Origin of the sequence: Escherichia sp. WS33, assembly GCF_046486385.1 — a bacterium.
Classification (GTDB): domain Bacteria; phylum Pseudomonadota; class Gammaproteobacteria; order Enterobacterales; family Enterobacteriaceae; genus ECMA0423.
In genome coordinates, this window is sequence record NZ_JBJQLJ010000006.1 from 77699 (window position 1) to 96955 (window position 19257).

14 protein-coding genes are annotated in these 19257 nt (G+C 51.8%); 3 read left to right on the forward strand and 11 right to left on the reverse strand.

Translation table 11 applies throughout. The features are described from left to right. Positions 1-18: 18 nt before the first annotated feature. The gene (malQ, locus tag ACJHXA_RS07175; RefSeq protein ID WP_000444354.1) at positions 19-2103 is read right to left on the reverse strand and encodes a 4-alpha-glucanotransferase; all 2085 of its coding nucleotides are present in this window, start codon (positions 2101-2103) and stop codon (positions 19-21) included. A gap of 9 nt (positions 2104-2112) precedes the next feature. Next, positions 2113-4506: a maltodextrin phosphorylase gene (malP, locus tag ACJHXA_RS07180; protein WP_000081909.1), complete on the reverse strand. Its 2394-nt coding sequence runs from the start codon at positions 4504-4506 to the stop codon at positions 2113-2115. Between the two features lie 611 nt (positions 4507-5117). Here malP and malT point away from each other — a divergent pair. After that, positions 5118-7823: an HTH-type transcriptional regulator MalT gene (malT, locus tag ACJHXA_RS07185; RefSeq protein WP_000906995.1), complete on the forward strand. Its 2706-nt coding sequence runs from the start codon at positions 5118-5120 to the stop codon at positions 7821-7823. Positions 7824-7865: 42 nt separating this feature from the next. On the opposite strand, the gene rtcA is transcribed toward malT, so the two are convergent. Continuing rightward, complete coding sequence (rtcA, locus tag ACJHXA_RS07190; RefSeq protein ID WP_001341929.1) at positions 7866-8882, reverse strand: RNA 3'-terminal phosphate cyclase; 1017 nt, start codon at positions 8880-8882, stop codon at positions 7866-7868. A gap of 3 nt (positions 8883-8885) precedes the next feature. Continuing rightward, positions 8886-10112, reverse strand: coding sequence for an RNA-splicing ligase RtcB (gene rtcB, locus ACJHXA_RS07195; RefSeq protein WP_001105493.1), 1227 nt, complete (start codon positions 10110-10112; stop codon positions 8886-8888). A 188-nt stretch (positions 10113-10300) separates the two neighbouring features. Between rtcB and rtcR the strand changes: the two genes are divergently transcribed. Next, positions 10301-11899 (forward strand): DNA-binding transcriptional regulator RtcR, encoded by a 1599-nt coding sequence (gene rtcR, locus ACJHXA_RS07200; RefSeq protein ID WP_001232966.1) that lies wholly within the window; start codon positions 10301-10303, stop codon positions 11897-11899. Here rtcR and ACJHXA_RS07205 read toward each other — a convergent pair. The 3 genes from ACJHXA_RS07205 to glpE are packed head-to-tail and all read right to left on the reverse strand — an operon-like array spanning position 11881 to position 13857. Next, positions 11881-12639, reverse strand: a complete 759-nt coding sequence (locus ACJHXA_RS07205) for a DeoR/GlpR family transcriptional regulator (RefSeq protein ID WP_000815099.1) — start codon at positions 12637-12639, stop codon at positions 11881-11883. The two genes, rtcR and ACJHXA_RS07205, sit on opposite strands and share 19 nt — an antisense overlap. Before the next feature lie 16 nt (positions 12640-12655). Beyond that, positions 12656-13486: a rhomboid family intramembrane serine protease GlpG gene (gene glpG / locus ACJHXA_RS07210; RefSeq protein ID WP_000928731.1), complete on the reverse strand. Its 831-nt coding sequence runs from the start codon at positions 13484-13486 to the stop codon at positions 12656-12658. Between the two features lie 44 nt (positions 13487-13530). Continuing rightward, positions 13531-13857 (reverse strand): thiosulfate sulfurtransferase GlpE, encoded by a 327-nt coding sequence (glpE, locus tag ACJHXA_RS07215; RefSeq protein ID WP_000371928.1) that lies wholly within the window; start codon positions 13855-13857, stop codon positions 13531-13533. Between the two features lie 189 nt (positions 13858-14046). On the opposite strand from glpE, the gene glpD reads away from it, so the two are divergent. Further along, on the forward strand, positions 14047-15552 hold the full coding sequence (gene glpD, locus ACJHXA_RS07220) for a glycerol-3-phosphate dehydrogenase (RefSeq protein ID WP_000448115.1): 1506 nt from the start codon (positions 14047-14049) through the stop codon (positions 15550-15552). Between the two features lie 51 nt (positions 15553-15603). Here glpD and ACJHXA_RS07225 read toward each other — a convergent pair whose 3' ends face one another. From ACJHXA_RS07225 to ACJHXA_RS07240, 4 genes are read right to left on the reverse strand one after another with little or no spacing between them, the layout of a single operon-like run. Continuing rightward, positions 15604-16209, reverse strand: a complete 606-nt coding sequence (locus ACJHXA_RS07225) for a hypothetical protein (RefSeq protein WP_000589360.1) — start codon at positions 16207-16209, stop codon at positions 15604-15606. Positions 16210-16211: 2 nt separating this feature from the next. Continuing rightward, positions 16212-16979 carry a hypothetical protein gene (locus tag ACJHXA_RS07230; RefSeq protein ID WP_001183149.1) on the reverse strand — a complete coding sequence of 256 codons (768 nt, stop codon included), beginning with the start codon at positions 16977-16979 and terminating at the stop codon, positions 16212-16214. A 2-nt stretch (positions 16980-16981) separates the two neighbouring features. Continuing rightward, positions 16982-17692 (reverse strand): hypothetical protein, encoded by a 711-nt coding sequence (locus ACJHXA_RS07235; protein WP_000424555.1) that lies wholly within the window; start codon positions 17690-17692, stop codon positions 16982-16984. Between the two features lie 14 nt (positions 17693-17706). Continuing rightward, entirely contained in the window at positions 17707-19215 is a 1509-nt protein-coding gene (locus ACJHXA_RS07240) for a PstS family phosphate ABC transporter substrate-binding protein (RefSeq protein WP_122633146.1), read from the reverse strand. Positions 19216-19257 lie beyond the last annotated feature (42 nt).

A 19257-nucleotide genomic window follows, 5' to 3' on the forward strand; every position in this document is an offset into this window, starting at 1 on the left:
TCCGGCATCAACCGCACTCTACTTCTTCTTCGCTGCAGCTCTGCGCCGTCTGTCCAAATCCTTCAGCAACTTGTTCACGCCATCATCGGCAAACATCGTCTCAAGCGTTGCGGAAAGCTTGCGTCGCCAGTTTTTATACTGGTAACTGGTGCCAGGAATATTCACCGGTTCGGCCATATCCAGCCAGTCTTCCGGCTGTAGTCCTAACAGAGCACTGTTACTGTCGGCAATGTAGCGCTGCAAACCACGGTTCAGCGTCGGCGTCATCGACATCAACGATGCCTTATGCCCGGCACGTTTTGGCAGACAACCATATTTATGCAGTGCATCCAGCAGCCCTTGCTTCGCCAGTTCGCGATCCTGATACAGACCGCGCAGTACCACTTCATCCGGATACAGCCCCAGGGTTTTGCCCAGCGTTAGATCCCCGCTCTCCCAGTAACCGCGTAGCGTAGGCAGGTCATGTGTCGCCGCAACCGCCATCGACTGCTCCGGATACGCTTTCGGTGCACGGAACGTCTTCTCGTGGTCGTTTTCGAAATAGAGCACTTTGTAGGAGTACACACCGCTGCTGCGCAGCTTACCGACAATCTCTACCGGTACGGTACCGAGATCTTCACCAATCACCATACAGCGATGACGTTTACTTTCGAGTGCCAGAATCGAGAGCAGATCATCCACCGGATAGTGAACATACGCGCCCTGATCTGCCGTCTCGCCATACGGTATCCACCACAAACGCAGCATCGACATCACATGGTCAATTCGTAATGCGCCGCAGTTTTGCATATTGGCACGCAACAGCTCGATAAACGGTTCATAGGCACGCGCGGTGATGATATGCGGGTCCATTGGCGGTAATCCCCAGTTCTGCCCCAACGGGCCGAGGATATCCGGCGGCGCGCCAACCGACGCTTTCAGGCAATATAGTTCACGGTCACACCAGGTTTCCGCCCCACCTTCCGCTACGCCAACCGCCAGATCACGATACAAGCCAATCGGCATTTCATAGCCCTGGCTTATCTCCCAGCAGGCGGCAAACTGGCTGTAAGCCAGCCACTGCAACCAGAGATAAAAATCGACGTCATTACGATGTTCTTCGCAGAACTGACGCACTTCTGGTGAATCCACGTTCTGATACATCTCTGGCCATGCAGGCCAGCCCCAGCGCATTTCGTCCTCTTTCACTTGCTGGGCATGTAGCGCATCAAAGGCTGCCTGCCAGAACAGGCTGTCGCCCTGCTCTGCAACAAACTGGCGAAACGCGGTCATCTGCTCATCATCACGTTGCGCGAAACCTTTCCACGCCATTCGTAATGCTGTCATTTTTAGGGCGGTAACCGTGGAGTAATCGACCCAGTCGGCATCGCGCGCCTGTTGCAGCGTCTGTTGCGTGGTCGGCAACTGCCACCAGGCCTGAGCCTCTTCGCTAAGATGGAAATCTTCAACGGCGTTAACGTCGATATAAATCACATTCAGCCAACGGCGAGAAGACGGGCTGTATGGGCTGGCACTCTCCGGATTTGCCGGATAGAGCGCATGAATCGGGTTCAGGCCGATGAACGACCCGCCACGTTTTGCCACATCCACCAGCATCGCTTTGAGATCGCCAAAATCCCCAATACCCCAGTTTTTTTCCGATCGCAGCGTATAAAGCTGAACGCAGGCACCCCACAGCTTTTGTTTATTCAGCAACGCCTGCGGTTCGTAACAGCGTTTCGGGGCGACAATCACCCGGCAATGCGCGCGCTGGTCGTCCTGGGTGAGTGTCAGCGTGTGATAACCTTCCGGCAGCTTCGTCGGTAGATTGAACGCTTTGCCCCCCGTTACATGGCCTTTGTACTGTGTTCCTTCTTCGGTGGTCAGCAGCCAGCTATATTCGCCGCTGCCCTCCACCACCATCGGCATTTTTTTGCCGCTGGTATAAACCATGACATTCGGGACTGGCGTTACCGCCACTTTCGTGGCGGTACGTTGATGCATCGCGTCAAGCAAACGCCGTTTGGTTTCGGCGCTAATCGACTGCGGTTTACCGTGGGCATTGATGTAATTGGGGCTAATCCCCGCCGCCAGCGCGGCATTATCCAGACGTTTGCTTTCCATCGAGCTTCCTTAGCGTTTTGCCTGCCAGATACGAGCCTGATAATCGCGAATAGAGCGATCCGAGCTAAACATACCGCAGCGGGCGGTATTGAGGATCGCCGCGCGAGTCCAGGCCTCCTGGTCGCGGTACAGCACATCCACCTGCTTTTGTGCCTCAACATAGGCTGCGAAATCCGCCATCACCAGATACGGATCGCCGCCTTGTTTGCCGATACTGTGCAGCATCTGGTCGAAGGCATGCTTATCGCCGTCGCTGTATTTACCGCTTTCCAGCTCTTTCAATACTGCGTCCAGCACCTTATCTTTCTTCCGCCATTTCACCGGGTCGTAGCCTTTGGCCAGAATAGCCTTCACTTGTTCCACGGTATGACCAAAAATAAAGATATTTTCTTCACCGACTTTCTCGGCGATTTCAACGTTCGCACCATCCAGCGTACCGACAGTAAGCGCACCATTGAGCGCCAGTTTCATATTGCCGGTACCGGAAGCTTCTTTACCTGCAGTCGAAATTTGTTCGGAGATATCCGCCGCCGGGATCAGTTTTTCCGCCGCCGAAACGCAATAATCCGGCAGGAACACCACCTTCAACTTATCGCCAACCAGTGGATCGTTGTTGATCACGTCAGCCACTTTGTTGATCGCAAAGATAATATTCTTCGCCAGGTAGTAGCCCGGTGCCGCTTTCGCGCCGAAGAGGAAGACGCGCGGTACGCGATCAGCCTGCGGGTTTTCACGAATTTCTTTGTACAACGCCAGAATATGCAGCAGATTCAGGTGCTGGCGTTTGTACTCATGCAGACGTTTGATCTGAATATCGAAAATCGCCTGTGGATTGATCTCAATACCGGTACGAACTTTCACAAACTCCGCCAGACGGACTTTATTCGCCTGCTTGATCTCGCGATATTGCTGACGGAATTTCGCATCATCAGCGAATTTTTCCAGATTGATCAGCTGATCGAGATCGTTAGCCCACTCTTTTTGCAGTGATTTATCCAACAGAGCCGCCAGTGCAGGGTTGCACTGTTTGATCCAGCGACGTGGGGTAATACCGTTGGTGACGTTATGGAATTTGTTCGGCCATAGCTGGTGATATTCCGGGAACAGATCTTTCACCACCAGATCCGAGTGCAGCGCCGCAACACCGTTCACCGCGAAACCGCCAACCACACACAGGTTCGCCATATGCACTTGTTTATCGTGCACCACCGCCAGTTTGGCCCACACTTTTTCATCGCCCGGCCAGGTTTTCTCCACCAGCGTTTTAAAGCGAGTATTAATTTCGTTAATAATCTGCATATGGCGCGGCAGTAAGCCTTTCACCAGTTTCACATCCCAGCGTTCCAGCGCTTCTGGCATCAGGGTATGGTTGGTGTAAGCGAAAGTTTTGCTGGTAATGGCCCAGGCGTCATCCCAGCTCATCTGGTGCTCATCGATCAGCACGCGCAGCAGTTCTGGAATCGCGATAGTTGGGTGGGTATCGTTCAGCTGAATAACTTCGTAATCCGCCAGTTCGTGCAGTTTACGCCCCGCCAGATGATGGCGACGCAAAATATCCGCTACCGAACAGGCACACTGGAAGTACTGCTGCATCAAGCGCAGCTTTTTACCGGCAGTATGGTTGTCGTTTGGATAGAGAACTTTGGTCAGTTTTTCCGCATTGATGCCCTGCTGTTCGGCACGCAGGAAATCACCGTCGTTAAATTTAGTCAGATCAAACGGATGCGCGTGCGTCGCCTGCCACAGACGCAGCGGCTGCGCCACGCCATTACGATAGCCGACAACGGGGAGATCCCACGCTTGACCGGTAATGGTAAACTCCGGCTCCCAGCGTCCGTCTTTCGTCACTTTACCGCCAATCCCTACCTGCACATCCAGTGCTTCGTTGTGGCGGAACCACGGGTAGTTACTGCGGTGCCAGTCATCCGGCGCTTCAACCTGTTTGCCATCGACAAAAGACTGGCGGAACAAACCATATTGATAGTTCAGACCGTAACCCGTCGCAGACTGACCGACAGTTGCCATTGAGTCGAGGAAGCACGCCGCCAGACGTCCCAGACCACCGTTACCCAGCGCCGGGTCGATCTCTTCTTCCAGCAGGTCCGTCAGATTGATGTCATAAGCCTTCAACGAATCCTGTACATCCTGATACCAGCCGAGATTCAACAGGTTGTTGCCCGTCAGGCGACCAATCAAAAACTCCATTGAGATGTAGTTAACATGTCGCTGATTCGCCACCGGCTTGGCGAATGGCTGAGCACGCAGCATTTCGGCCAGTGCTTCACTCACTGCTAGCCACCACTGGCGAGGAGTCATTTCAGCCGCAGAATTTAAGCCATAACGCTGCCACTGACGTGAAAGCGCTTCCTGAAATTGCTTATCGTTAAAAATAGGTTGTGACATAGGAGTTCCACTTTTCTTAGATTTTCAACACAACGTTATCGCTAGTTTGCCAGGCTCGATGTTGACCTTCCTCATCCTGCGGGGGATTAGGCAGGGAGGAGTTGCGGGGATGAGCAAGGAAATGTGATCTCAACCACTTAAAGCTAGTGCAAACCACAGGATTAGCAGCAAATCAATGCAATACAGCGCAGAAAATCTGTATCTAAGTGCAAAAAATGGCCGTTGCGTATTTTCAAAAAGCGGAAGGTAACTCTATAAATTAAGTAAAGGAGTGAAACAGTTTCATAAGTAAAATATCCAGTGTGCTCCATCTCATTCTTAATAGATTTATTAAGATCATCTTTTTAGATGGCACTTTCATCAGGAATGAAGAAGAAACCCTTGCTTAAATGAATCTGATGAACATAAGGGAAACCAGTATTCACGCTGGATCAGCGTCGTTTTAGGTGAGTTGTTAATAAAGATTTGGAATTGTGACACAGTGCAAATTCAGACACATAAAAAAACGTCATCGCTTGCATTAGAAAGGTTTCTGGCCGACCTTATAACCATTAATTACGAAGCGCAAAAAAAATAATATTTCCTCATTTTCCACAGTGAAGTGATTAACTATGCTGATTCCGTCAAAACTAAGTCGTCCGGTTCGACTCGACCATACCGTGGTTCGTGAGCGCCTGCTGGCTAAACTTTCCGGCGCGAACAACTTCCGGCTGGCGCTGATCACGAGTCCTGCGGGCTACGGAAAGACCACCCTCATTTCCCAGTGGGCGGCAGGCAAAAACGATATCGGCTGGTACTCGCTGGATGAAGGTGATAACCAGCAAGAGCGTTTCGCCAGCTATCTCATTGCCGCCGTGCAGCAGGCAACCAACGGTCACTGTGCGATATGTGAGACGATGGCGCAAAAACGGCAATATGCCAGCCTGACGTCACTCTTCGCCCAGCTTTTCATTGAGCTGGCGGAATGGCATAGCCCACTTTATCTGGTCATCGATGACTATCATCTGATCACTAATCCAGTGATCCACGAGTCAATGCGCTTCTTTATTCGCCATCAACCAGAAAATCTCACCCTGGTGGTGTTGTCACGCAACCTTCCGCAACTGGGCATTGCCAATCTGCGTGTTCGTGATCAACTGCTGGAAATTGGCAGTCAGCAACTGGCATTTACCCATCAGGAAGCGAAGCAGTTTTTTGATTGCCGTCTGTCATCGCCGATTGAAGCCGCAGAAAGCAGTCGGATTTGCCATGACGTTTCCGGTTGGGCGACGGCACTACAGCTAATCGCCCTCTCCGCCCGGCAGAATACCCACTCAGCCCATAAGTCGGCACGCCGCCTGGCGGGAATCAATGCCAGCCATCTTTCGGATTATCTGGTCGATGAGGTTTTGGATAACGTCGATCTCGCAACGCGCCATTTTCTGTTGAAAAGCGCCATTTTGCGCTCAATGAACGATGCACTCATCACCCGTGTGACCGGCGAAGAAAACGGGCAAATGCGCCTCGAAGAGATTGAGCGTCAGGGGCTGTTTTTACAGCGGATGGATGATACCGGCGAGTGGTTCTGCTATCACCCGCTGTTTGGCAACTTCCTGCGCCAGCGCTGCCAGTGGGAACTGGCGGCGGAGCTGCCGGAAATCCACCGTGCCGCCGCAGAAAGCTGGATGGCCCAGGGATTTCCCAGCGAAGCGATTCATCATGCGCTGGCGGCAGGCGATGCGCTGATGCTGCGCGATATTCTGCTTAATCACGCCTGGAGTTTGTTCAACCATAGCGAACTGTCGCTGCTGGAAGAGTCGCTTAAGGCCCTGCCGTGGGACAGTTTGCTGGAAAATCCGCAGTTAGTGTTATTGCAGGCGTGGCTAATGCAAAGCCAACATCGCTATGGCGAAGTTAACACCCTGCTAGCCCGTGCTGAACATGAAATCAAGGACATCAGAGAAGGCACCATGCACGCAGAATTTAACGCTCTGCGCGCCCAGGTGGCGATTAACGATGGTAATCCGGATGAAGCGGAACGGCTGGCAAAACTGGCACTGGAAGAGCTGCCGCCGGGCTGGTTCTATAGCCGCATTGTGGCAACCTCGGTGCTGGGTGAAGTGCTGCACTGCAAAGGCGAATTGACCCGCTCACTGGCGCTAATGCAGCAAACCGAACAGATGGCACGCCAGCACGACGTCTGGCACTACGCCTTATGGAGTTTAATCCAGCAAAGTGAAATTCTGTTTGCCCAAGGGTTCCTGCAAACCGCGTGGGAAACACAGGAAAAAGCGTTCCAGCTGATCAACGAGCAACATCTGGAACAGCTGCCGATGCATGAGTTTCTGGTGCGCATCCGAGCACAACTGTTATGGGCCTGGGCACGGCTGGATGAAGCCGAAGCGTCGGCGCGTAGCGGGATTGAAGTCTTGTCGTCTTATCAGCCACAGCAACAGCTTCAGTGCCTGGCAATGTTGATTCAATGCTCGCTGGCCCGTGGTGATTTAGATAACGCCCGTAGCCAGCTGAACCGTCTGGAAAACCTGCTGGGGAATGGCAAATATCACAGCGACTGGATCTCTAACGCCAACAAAGTCCGGGTGATTTACTGGCAAATGACCGGCGATAAAGCCGCCGCTGCCAACTGGTTGCGTCATACGGCTAAACCGGAGTTTGCGAACAACCACTTCCTGCAAGGTCAATGGCGCAACATTGCCCGCGCACAAATCTTGCTGGGCGAGTTTGAACCTGCGGAAATTGTTCTCGAAGAACTCAATGAAAATGCCCGCAGTCTGCGGTTGATGAGCGATCTCAACCGTAACCTGTTGCTGCTTAATCAACTGTACTGGCAGGCCGGACGTAAAAGTGACGCCCAGCGCGTGTTGCTGGACGCATTAAAACTGGCGAATCGCACCGGATTTATCAGCCATTTTGTCATCGAAGGCGAAGCGATGGCGCAACAACTGCGCCAGCTGATTCAACTCAATACGCTGCCGGAACTGGAACAGCATCGCGCACAGCGTATTCTGCGAGAAATCAATCAACATCATCGGCATAAATTCGCCCATTTCGATGAGAATTTCGTTGAACGTCTGCTGAATCATCCGGAAGTGCCAGAACTGATCCGCACCAGCCCGTTGACCCAACGTGAATGGCAGGTCCTGGGGCTGATTTACTCCGGTTACAGCAATGAGCAAATAGCGGGTGAACTGGAAGTGGCGGCAACCACCATCAAGACGCATATCCGCAATCTGTACCAAAAACTCGGCGTCGCCCACCGTCAGGCTGCCGTGCAGCACGCGCAGAAACTGCTGAAGATGATGGGTTATGGGGTGTGAGTTTAGCCGGATAATGCATTGGATCCGGTTTACATCTTTACATCATTCAATACTCACCCGCGTTACGCCATCTGTTTCTATCAAACCAAACCGCACCGGCAAGAAACGCTCCACCACCGCGATATTGGTCAGCAGATGGCATGAAGGATGGGCGACCTTAAATTCTCCCGCGCCCGCCAGCGCCATCGGCAGTACCAGTTGGTCGGCGAGATATTCCCCCACCGCCGCCGGGCTTGCCAGGTAGCGTTTCACCTCTTTCACTAACTGCGCGGCTACCACCTCGGCACTGACGCGCTTTTCACCGACGACGAAAAAGCGTTCAGTGATATTTTCACTTTCGACTTCCAGCGAGACGGTATTACCCGGCCCCTGGTCGCGCGGCAGGTTATGAATATTCTGTTCATGCAGGGAAAAACTCCCCGCCAGTGTAGCGATTTCACGCTCAGCAACATGGCGCGGCACACCAGCTAATAGAACTTCTCCACGCATCTGCACAATGTTCCCGCGCTCGCCAAGTTGCAAGGTGTTAAACGATGCCACGGGCGAGACTTCCGTTGCCACCACGCCGCCTCCGGCAGGATAAAAACCGTGACGTAACAGCGTGGTTTGCTGATGAATTCCTATTTTCGCCAGCAGCGGCTCCAGCACCCGGCGGATAAAATCCGCAGGCGGGGCCGACGGGTTATCGGTGCCTCCGCTCACTTCAACACGCGAAGGTCCATCGGCAAACCACAGCGCGGGCAGCACCGTTTGCAGCACCAGCGTACAGCTTCCGGCACTACCGATAGCAAAGCGGTACTCGCCGCCGCGCACGGTGCCAGGCCGGAAGACCAGACGCTGCGACCCCAGCTCCGCGCCTTCCACCGTTGCCCTACAAATTTCCGCAGCCGCTTTTACCGCGGTCAGATGCTGGCGCAACAGCCCCGGTTTCGCCCGCCCGGCACGAATGCTGGTGATGGTAAATGGCTGGCCGGTTATCATCGACAGGCTCAGCGCCGAGCGCAGGATCTGCCCGCCACCTTCGCCCTGTGCGCCATCCAGCGCAATCATCCTTTTCATCATTTATCCTTTTACGCACACCACCTGACGCAGGGTATAGATAACTTCCACCAGATCGCTTTGTGCCGCCATCACCGCATCAATATCTTTATACGCCATCGGGATTTCGTCGATCACTTCGGCATCTTTACGGCATTCCACATGCGCGGTGGCACGAATTTGATCTTCCACGCTGAACAGTTTTTTCGCTTTAGTACGGCTCATTACCCGCCCGGCACCGTGGCTGCACGAACAGAACGACTCTTCATTTCCCAGCCCACGGACGATAAAGCTTTTTGCTCCCATCGAACCGGGAATAATTCCATATTGACCAGCACGCGCAGACACCGCGCCTTTACGCGTCACGTAGATCTCTTCACCAAAGTGCTGTTCTTTTTGCACATAGTTGTGGTGACAGTTGATCTCTTCCATCGCCAGCGTTTGTGGCTGTCTGACCGTTTTCTGCGTAATGCTCTGCAACGCCGTTACCACGTTTTCCATCATCGCATCGCGGTTAAGGCTGGCGAAAAGCTGCGCCCAGGCCACGGCTCTTAGGTAATCATCAAAGTATTCCGTACCTTCCATAAAGTACGCCAGGTCGCGCGATGGCAACGTTTCAAGCTGGTCCTGCATCTCTTTTTGTGCCAAATCGATAAAGTAAGTCCCGATGGCGTTACCAATTCCGCGTGAACCGGAGTGCAGCATAATCCACACCTGGTCTGACTCATCAAGGCAGATTTCAATAAAGTGGTTACCCGTTCCCAGCGTTCCCAGGTGTTTATAGTTGTTAGTGTTAAGGAAACGCGGATATTTTTGCGTTAACCACTGATAACCGGCTTCAAGCTCAGCCCATTTCGCATCGACGTTAACAGGCGGGTTTTCCCATGCGCCTTTATCACGTTTACAACGGCCAGTGGTACGCCCGTGCGGCACGGCCATTTCAATCGCCTGACGCAGCTCTGCCAGGTTTTCAGGCAGGTCTTCCGCCGTTAACGCGGTACGCAGCGCGTTCATTCCACAGCCAATATCCACGCCCACCGCCGCCGGAATAATCGCCCCTTTGGTCGGGATCACGCTACCAATGGTGGAACCTTTACCCAGGTGTACATCAGGCATTACCGCAATATGTTTGAAAATAAACGGCATCTTCGCCGTATTAATAAGTTGCTGACGCGCATCGGCTTCTACCGGCACGCCTTTGGTCCACATTTTTACCGGGGCATTTTCAGTGGTCAGTAATTCGTAATTCATTTTGTTTTTCTCTTTTCGTTGTTTGCTGTCGTGATAATTGCAACCGTTGTGCCAGAAAATTAAATAAGCAGATTAATTTTTTAATTCATTGTTTTTAAATAGGTTAAATCTTTACGTCCGTAAACGGAGATTTTCCACAAAACCAATTCACCGATAATGAAATATCGTCTTTTATAAGGATATCTAAGATGCGTAAAACAGTGGCTTTTGGCTTTGTCGGTACCGTGCTGGATTATGCCGGACGCGGCAGTCAGCGCTGGTCGAAATGGCGTCCGACGCTTTGTTTATGCCAGCAAGAATCGTTAGTCATCGATCGGCTGGAATTGTTGCACGACACCCGCTCGCGCTCGCTATTCGAAACGCTTAAACGCGATATCGCCAGCGTTTCGCCAGAAACAGAAGTCGTGGGCGTTGAGATTGAACTGCATAACCCGTGGGATTTCGAAGAGGTTTACGCCTGCCTGCATGATTTCGCCCGTGGTTACGAGTTTCAGCCAGAAAAAGAAGACTATTTAATTCACATCACCACCGGCACCCACGTCGCGCAGATTTGCTGGTTTCTGCTGGCGGAAGCGCGTTACCTGCCCGCCCGGCTGATACAATCTTCACCTCCGCGCAAAAAAGAACAGCCGCGCGGCGCAGGTGAAGTGACGATTATCGATCTCGATTTAAGCCGTTATAACGCCATCGCCAGCCGCTTTGCCGAGGAACGCCAGCAAACGCTTGATTTTCTTAAGTCCGGCATTGCCACGCGTAACCCCCACTTCAACCGCATGATTGAGCAGATCGAAAAAGTGGCGATCAAATCCCGCGCGCCGATTCTGCTTAACGGTCCAACCGGCGCGGGCAAGTCATTTCTGGCGCGACGCATCTTCGAGTTAAAACAGGCGCGGCATCAGTTTAGCGGCGCGTTTGTGGAAGTGAACTGCGCCACCCTGCGCGGCGATACCGCCATGTCGACGCTGTTTGGTCATGTAAAAGGCGCGTTTACCGGGGCGCGGGAATCTCGTGAAGGTTTATTACGCAGCGCCAACGGCGGAATGTTGTTTCTTGATGAGATTGGCGAACTGGGCGCAGACGAACAAGCAATGCTGCTAAAAGCCATTGAAGAGAAAACCTTTTACCCGTTTGGCAGCGATCGCCAGGTGAGCAGTGATTTTCAGCTTATCGCCGGAACGGTGCGCGATTTGCGCCAGCTGGTTGCCGAAGGCAAATTTCGCGAAGATCTGTACGCGCGGATCAATCTCTGGACCTTCACCCTGCCGGGTCTACGCCAGCGCCAGGAAGATATTGAACCGAACCTTGATTATGAAGTGGAGCGCCACGCCACACTCACTGGCGACAGCGTGCGTTTTAACACCGAAGCGCGGCGCGCCTGGTTGGCTTTTGCGACCTCTCCCCAGGCAACATGGCGCGGTAACTTTCGCGAACTTTCTGCCAGCGTCACGCGGATGGCCACCTTTGCCACTAGCGGACGCATCACTCTGGACGTGGTTGAAGATGAGATAAACCGTCTGCGCTATAACTGGCAGGAGAGCCGCCCCTCCGCGCTTACGGCGTTGCTGGGCGCAGAGGCAGAAAACATCGACCTTTTTGACAGGCTGCAACTGGAACACGTGATAGCTCTCTGTCGCCAGGCAAAGTCGCTTTCCGCTGCCGGACGCCTGCTTTTTGATGTTTCGCGCCAGGGCAAAGCCAGCGTCAATGACGCGGATCGGCTACGCAAATACCTGGCGCGTTTTGGTCTGACGTGGGAAGCCGTGCAGGATCAGCACAGCTCCAGTTGAATATGATGGTCCGTCAGCACCTGCATTACGCTTACTGGCGGCGGGGCGTCGGTGTAGACGGCATCTACCATGCTGATGCTGCCCATATTGACCATCGCGTTACGGCCAAATTTCGAGTGATCGACAACCAGCATAACGTGGCGCGAGTTCTCAATAATGGCGCGCTTGGTGCGAACTTCGTGGTAATCGAACTCCAGCAGCGAGCCGTCGCTATCGATGCCGCTTATCCCCAGAATGCCGAAATCAAGGCGGAACTGGGAGATAAAATCGAGCGTCGCTTCGCCAATGATCCCGCCATCGCGGCTGCGTAATTCGCCACCGGCGAGAATAATGCGGAAATCTTCTTTTACCATCAACGTGTTAGCAACATTGAGATTGTTGGTGACAATACGCAAATTGCTGTGATTAAGCAGCGCGTGCGCCACCGCTTCCGGCGTGGTGCCGATATCGATAAACAGTGTCGAGCCGTTGGGGATTTGCTCCGCCACTTTGCGGGCAATCCTCTCTTTTTCTTCGGTCTGGGTGGCTTTGCGATCGTGCCACGGCGTGTTAACCGAACTGGAAGGCAGCGCCGCACCGCCATGGTGACGCAGGATCAGGTTTTGCTCCGCCAGCTCATTGAGGTCGCGGCGAATAGTCTGCGGGCTGACGGAGAAATGCTCTACCAGCTCTTCAGTACTGACATAACCCTGCTGTTTAACCAGTTCGATAATACCGTTGTGACGTTGTGTTTGTTTCATTTATAAATCCCTGGAATTATTTTCGTTTTCGCGCATTGAGCGAATCAACAAAAGCCATCGCTAAACCCACGGCTAACCCGGCGATGTGTGCTCCGTTCGCCATCGACATCCCAAACAAATCAAACCATCCGGCGACAATCCAGATCAGCGCAAAGATAATTAACCCACGTTGCAGGTAAATGCCACTTTGCGGATCGCGTTCACCACGTAGCCAGACGTAGCCCATCAGCGCATACACCACGCCAGAAAGCCCGCCAAACCACGGCCCGCTGAATTTTTGCTGCACATAGCCGCTTAACAGGGCGCTAATGAGAGTAATAACAATTAGCTTACCGCTACCGAGGCGTTTTTCCACCGCACCGCCGAGATACCACCACCAGAGCAGGTTAAAGAGGATATGCATCAGCGAGAAGTGCATTAACGCGTGGGTGAAGTAACGCCAGAACTCAAATTTCAGTGTTGGATCGAATGGCCAGGCCAGCCATAACATCACTTCCTGATCGCCGAGAATTTGCATGGCGATAAACACCACCACGCAGGCGATCATCACCACCCAGGTTACCGGACCTGCGCGTTCACGCAAGGCGGCAAAGAAAGGATAACGGCGATAATGCAGGCCACTGCCGGTATGGCCTGCCTGCCAGCTGGCCGCCAGATAACGCGGATCTGCCGGGTTTTCGAGAAAACGCGCCAGCTCCGCCCGTACGCGCTCGGCCTGGGACTCATCCGCCAGCCAGACATCGCTTTGGTTATGTTGTTGAATCGTGAGGATAACACCCTGCGTCGCCATGTAATCAACAAACGCCTGCGCCACGCGGGGGTTAGCAAAAGAGGTAATCATCAACATCGTTGCTGTCGCTTATTCCACACAAAAGGGGACAGTATAAAGCGTTACGCGCCGTACGCCACCTCTGCGGGAAACTGACGTTGCCAGGCTTCAAAGCCGCCGTCAATGCTATAGACCACATCGTAGCCCTGTTGCAGCAGATACTGCGCCGCGCCTTTGCTGCTATTGCCGTGATAACACATCACCATCACCGGAGTGTCAAAGTCGTTATCACGCATAAACGCGCCCAGCGTGTCGTTGGTTAAATGGAAAGCCTGCACCGCATGCCCCATAGCGAAACTCTGTGGATCGCGAATATCGACCAGCACCGCCTCTTTTTCCTGCAACTTCTGGTGCGCGTCGGCAACGTTAATACATTCGAACTGATCCATGCGTCTCTCTTTCTTTACAAACAAGTGGGCAAATTTACCGCACAGTTTACGTCGAAGCGGCAGATAAACGCCATAATGTTATACATATCACTCTAAAATGTTTTTTCAATGTTACCTAAAGCGCGATTCTTTGCTAATATGTTCGATAACGAACATTTATGAGCTTTAACGAAAGTGAATGAGGGCAGCATGGAAACCAAAGATCTGATTGTGATAGGTGGCGGCATCAATGGTGCTGGTATCGCGGCAGACGCCGCTGGACGCGGTTTATCCGTGCTGATGCTGGAGGCGCAGGATCTCGCTTGCGCGACCTCTTCCGCCAGTTCAAAACTCATTCACGGTGGCCTGCGCTACCTTGAGCACTATGAATTCCGCCTGGTCAGCGAGGCGCTGGCTGAACGTGAAGTGCTGCTGAAAATGGCTCCGCATATCGCCTTCCCGATGCGTTTTCGCCTGCCACATCGTCCGCATCTGCGCCCGGCGTGGATGATTCGGATTGGTCTGTTTATGTACGATCATCTGGGTAAACGCACCAGCCTGCCGGGATCAACCGGTTTGCGTTTTGGCGCAAACTCAGTGTTAAAACCGGAAATTAAGCGCGGATTCGAATATTCTGACTGTTGGGTAGACGACGCCCGTCTGGTACTCGCCAACGCCCAGATGGTGGTGCGTAAAGGCGGCGAAGTGCTTACTCGGACTCGCGCCACCTCTGCTCGCCGCGAAAACGGCCTGTGGATTGTGGAAGCGGAAGATATCGATACCGGCAAAAAATATATCTGGCAAGCGCGCGGCCTGGTTAACGCCACCGGCCCGTGGGTGAAACAGTTCTTCGACGACGGGATGCATCTGCCTTCGCCTTATGGCATTCGCCTGATCAAAGGCAGCCATATTGTGGTGCCGCGCGTGCATACCCAAAAGCAGGCCTACATTCTGCAAAACGAAGATAAACGCATTGTGTTCGTGATCCCGTGGATGGACGAGTTTTCCATCATCGGCACCACCGATGTGGAATACAAAGGCGATCCAAAAGCGGTGAAGATTGAAGAGAGTGAAATCAACTACCTGCTGAAAGTGTATAACGCGCACTTTAAAAAGCAGCTAAGCCGTGACGATATCGTCTGGACCTACTCCGGTGTGCGTCCGCTGTGTGATGATGAGTCCGACTCGCCGCAAGCCATTACCCGTGATTACACCCTTGATATCCATGATGAAAACGGCAAAGCACCGCTGCTGTCGGTATTCGGCGGTAAGCTGACCACCTACCGCAAACTGGCGGAACATGCGCTGGAAAAACTGACGCCGTATTATCAGGGCATTGGCCCGGCGTGGACGAAAGAGAGCGTGCTGCCGGGTGGTGCCATTGAAGGCGACCGCGACGATTACGCCGCTCGCCTGCGCCGCCGTTACCCGTTCCTGACTGAATCGCTGGCGCGTCATTACGCACGCACTTACGGCAGCAACAGCGAGCTGCTGCTCGGCAATGCGGGGGCGATAAGCGACCTCGGGGAGGATTTCGGTCATGAGTTCTACGAAGCGGAACTGAAATACCTGGTGGATCACGAATGGGTCCGCCGCACCGACGATGCCCTTTGGCGTCGCACAAAACAAGGCATGTGGCTGAATGCGGATCAACAATCTCGTGTGAGTCAGTGGCTGGTGGAATATACGCAGCAGAAGTTGTCGCTGGCGTCGTAAGGATGATGCCCGGTTGAAGTGCAACCGGGCTATTTGGATTCCTTAGACTATTCATTGTAAATAATTGAATAACGGCCCCTGAGCTAAAATCGCCAAACTTAAGCACGTTACCCAATTGCCCCACTTCTTCCTCTGGTTTCTATTTTTTCTGCACCAATGGCAATAATATCCCAATGCAAAACCAAGCTGTGCACTAATCGGGCCGACAAAATCAGTCCAAGGCTGCGGCCAAAAAGGGGAAAAATTCAGGGGAGGCCAGACAAACGTCAGAAAGAAATTTCGGATATTTTCCAGCAACGCTGATTTCTCTGGAGAAATATAAAGAATGAAATTCGAGAGAATTAACCAGAAATAGACCGGCGAAAAGACCAGCCAGCAATGCAGTCTGTTTTTTAATTCAGGAGGCGTTCTGCGGGAGAATTGCCAACCGATGCCAGCCATTACACTGAAAAAAAGTGCATATTCAACCATTAACTCAAGTTGTAATTCCTGAAGAGAAATACGCACAACCAGGAGCGGAAAGGAGAATATTATTTCTGCCAGAAAAGTTAACGTGAATATAAGTACGGCTAAGACAATAACCGTCGGCCATACCAATAATGGCACGATAACAAAACCGAGAATTACAGGGGGAATATAAAGCCGGAATTTAATCATTTTTATTTTCCTGGTGATTCGGATGATGCGTCATACATCGCGCATAAACACTCATCAATTATCCAGTCATCTTCCCAGACCTGATATTCTGTCATTGGTTCGGGCTGTTTTAGCGGGTTCTCAATCGCTTGCCGCGCTCTTTCTTTCAGTAAAGGATGATTATTTCTAGCCCAGGCATTGATTTGGGTGGTAATGACGTTATCGATATCGTCCTGGTTATCTCTGATATAATCCTCACAATATCTGTTCAATAAACAGGCAAGAGAAACGGTCGACCAAAAGCCGGGAACTGAATTAATGGCATCCAGCAATGGCGCAAGAGCGATATCGGCACGGAAAAACATTTCCAGCATATACTGTAATTCGACAGCTTCATCGCCGGATACCCAATCAGTCATATACTGGCAGGCAAATCGTTGCAAAATTTTCCATTCATCCTCACGCCAATTTTCTTTACTGGCAAGGTTTATACGCCGTAGAGAAAATACTTCGTGAATATTGTCAAACTGCCCCTGTGCAACAAATTCCAGTAAACGCGGCAGAAAATAGCGGACCTCATCGCTATTTTGCGGATCAGGCCCTGGGCTACTATTCCATGCATTGATTAAGGAATACGAGATCGCTCGTAACGATGTACTCCGTAATACCTTTTGTTCCTGCTGACTCAGGCAATATTCACAACAAACCACAAATTTCTGCGGCACCGGATAACGACGAAAAATATGATAAATCTGCTCAATTAATGCCTGCATGGCGGGGCTGGGTTGCATAATTACCCCCTCGCCCGCTGATCGCGTGTAAACGGTTGATAGACAAAACGAGCATTCGCCGCGTTCAGGCGAATAAGGGCGCTACGCGAAAGGGAAAAGCTGGGGCGAATGCAACTATTGCAGTCTCGACAGCTTTCCTCTGCGCAATTTTCCACTGAGTAATGACGCGTGTAGAGTTTCAGTTCGGCCTGCTTATCGCGAAATCCGCGTAAACTGTTATTGTTATGAAATTTCCAGGCATCTTTTAAGACCTGAAAGATATAGACATCCTCAATCCAGGAGTCACATTTTTTAAGCGGGCGCTTTGCTATTATCACCCGCTCATCCGGATTTAGCATCGCCGTAAATTGTACGGTGACGTCATTTGTCGTGTTCAGGTCACATTGAACATCTGGTACATCACTGATATAGGGGTCAAATCCAAAATCAGCACCACAGGCACAAAGACGGCTAATGGTGGCGGTATCGAGGGAAAATCCCGGCCATACCTTGCTGGAGGTTAAGCCAATATTTAATGTGACATTATATCGAAGCAATCCCTCAAGACCGTCAGCACCGACGAACTTTTCCCCTTCATCCAGGGCCTGGTTAATGAGTTGCTGAACAATGCCTTCATCCCAGTATGCCGATTTGCAGTTGGCAATCGTAATATCCACGCCAGTGAATGGATCAGTACCGACAAGGCTTGCAAATAATGTATTAACTAATTCCATTTTTATTATCCGCCTTAATGCAACGTTTTATACATCGGCACATAACCTACATCTTCCACCAGGCTCTGCCCCTGCGGCGTTAAAAACCACTCCACCAATTTTTGTGTTTCTGACGTCATATTTTCCCGCGTTACCATAAAGGCATCGACGATATAGGGATATTTGCCGTTGCGAATGTTTTCGGCAGTCGGTGCAATACCGTTAATCGCTAGCAGTTTTATATTTTTATCGGCGTTCATTTGTGTTGCGTAATAACGGAAGGTGTAACCTATTGCGTTGTTTGTATTACGGTATTCGGCAACGACTTTAATCATTCCCTCCATCATACTTGCCACTTCTGTTTCCTGCGGCGAGATCATGCGGACATTTTTCATGACCTGGGATTGCATCACCGTCTGGCTACCAGAGTCTTCCGGGCGTTGCCAGGTCTGGATCTCCTGATCGTTACCGCCAACCGTGCGCCAGTTGGTAATTGCACCACTGAAGATGTCACGCACTTGTTGTTCGGTCAGGGAATTAACCGGGTTATCTACATTGACGATGAAAACAAACGCTTCACGGGCAAAAGGCGTGTAAATCAAAGTGACGCCCGATTCCTCCGCGCGTTTTTTCTGCCCACCGGAAGGTTGAGCCACAAAGATAATATCGGCATTACCTTTAACAATCTTGTTATATGCTTCGGGAGTACGAGAGTTCGCCAGATATTCCCATTCGTGAAAATCTTCCGGCAAAACGCTTAGTGCATAAAAGGCAGAGGCATAAATGGGGTACGCCGCCGTTGCGCCATCAAGTCGCGGCCAGTTTTGCGTGAACTGAATTTGCGGTTTACCACGCAGTGGTGTCAGTTGATTATTGAGTTTATCGGGTCGCCAGGCCCAGGTATCAATATTTTCACGCACACCGACGCCGGGATTAAGCTGTTTATATAAATAAGCCTGGTAACCGGCGACAAAACCAAGCATGAGAAGGATAAACAAGAGAGAATTACGGCAACGTAACCCGGACGTGCCCGTTAAAGGATATCTGGTCGGCCAGCCGTACCCCAGCGAAAAACTGATATGCGCGCCAACAGGTATAATGACTAACCACCAGTACTCACCACCGACTAATGAGGCTAACAAAACGCCCAGCCAGGGGAGCATAAGATCAGCCAACCAACCCGCTCCCATCTGGCGAAATTGATAATCTGCCAGATGCAGCGCGATTATCCAGACCCCCAGGGTTAATAATGCGGGTACTAAAAAAAGACATTGTCGCCAGACGGCTATTTCTCTTTTTTCTGGTGCACTATCGTCCGCCCACACTCGCCCCGAGAAAAATAGCATTAATGCGCCCAGCGCCAGCATAAAAATGTTGAGCAGAAGGTAAATTGTTGGCGTGATAAAGATATTACAAACTTCAATAATACCGGCAAGTCCGACACCCAGCATGGCAATAACCGCCGCCAAAAACTGCGCCAGAATGGGGATGCCGAAAAAAGTCATTACCAGCGAGGTCAAAATCCATTTTCTGTTTTGCATTATTCTTTCCATTCTTTCTGAATGGCGAAATTATACTCCCCGAGT